This window comes from Shigella sp. FC1661 (assembly GCF_001712525.1).
GTDB lineage: Bacteria > Pseudomonadota > Gammaproteobacteria > Enterobacterales > Enterobacteriaceae > Escherichia > Escherichia coli.
In genome coordinates this window covers 1-788 of the sequence record NZ_MDGW01000405.1, presented here as the reverse complement: position 1 = coordinate 788, position 788 = coordinate 1, and the positions used below count along the sequence as shown (strand labels likewise).

The 788-nt window shown below is 50.3% G+C and carries 1 protein-coding gene and 1 pseudogene; both read right to left on the bottom strand.

What is annotated here, in order from left to right:
• Window positions 1-287 (bottom strand): transposase (locus BFF42_RS19060; protein WP_000567737.1); only part of this gene is annotated, 287 nt, incomplete at its 3' end.
• A 166-nt stretch (window positions 288-453) separates the two neighbouring features.
• Window positions 454-788: pseudogene (locus BFF42_RS19055) on the bottom strand (IS1-like element IS1X2 family transposase); the annotation flags it as partial.

The following is a 788-nucleotide window of genomic DNA, read 5'->3' as shown; positions in this document are numbered from 1 at the left end:
AGTTCATTTTCCATCGTTTTCTTGCCGAGCAGGCGCTGGAGTTCTTTAATCTGCTTCATGGCGGCAGCAAGTTCAGAGGCAGGAACAACCTGTTCTCCGGCGGCCACAGCAGTAAGACTTCCTTCCTGGTATTGCTTACGCCAGAGAAATAACTGGCTGGCTGCTACACCATGTTGCCGGGCAACGAGGGAGACCGTCATCCCCGGTTCAAAGCTCTGCTGAACAATTGCGATCTTTTCCTGTGTGGTACGCCGTCTGCGTTTCTCCGGCCCTAAGACATCAATCATCTGTACTCCAATGACTAGTCTAAAAACTAGTATTAAGACTATCACTTATTTAAGTGATACTGGTTGTCTGGAGATTCAGGGGGCCAGTCTAGATATTACGGAGATGTCAGGCTCTGTGATCAGAGCCTGACAATAACTACATAGCGTGTTGGGTAATGACTCCAACTTACTGATAGTGTTTTATGTTCAGATAATGCCCGATGACCTTGTCATGCAGCTCCACCGATTTTGAGAACGACAGTGACTTCCGTCCCAGCCTTGCCAGATGTTGTCTCAGATTCAGATTATGTCGCTCAATGCGCTGAGTGTAACGCTTGCTGATAACGTGCAGCTTTCCCTTCAGGCGTGATTCATACAGCGGCCAGCCATCCGTCATCCATACCACGACCTCAAAGGCCGACAGCAGGCTCAGAAGACGCTCCAGTGTGGCCAGAGTGCGTTCACCGAAGACGTGCGCCACAACCGTCCTCCGTATCCTGTCATACGCGTAAAACAGCCAGC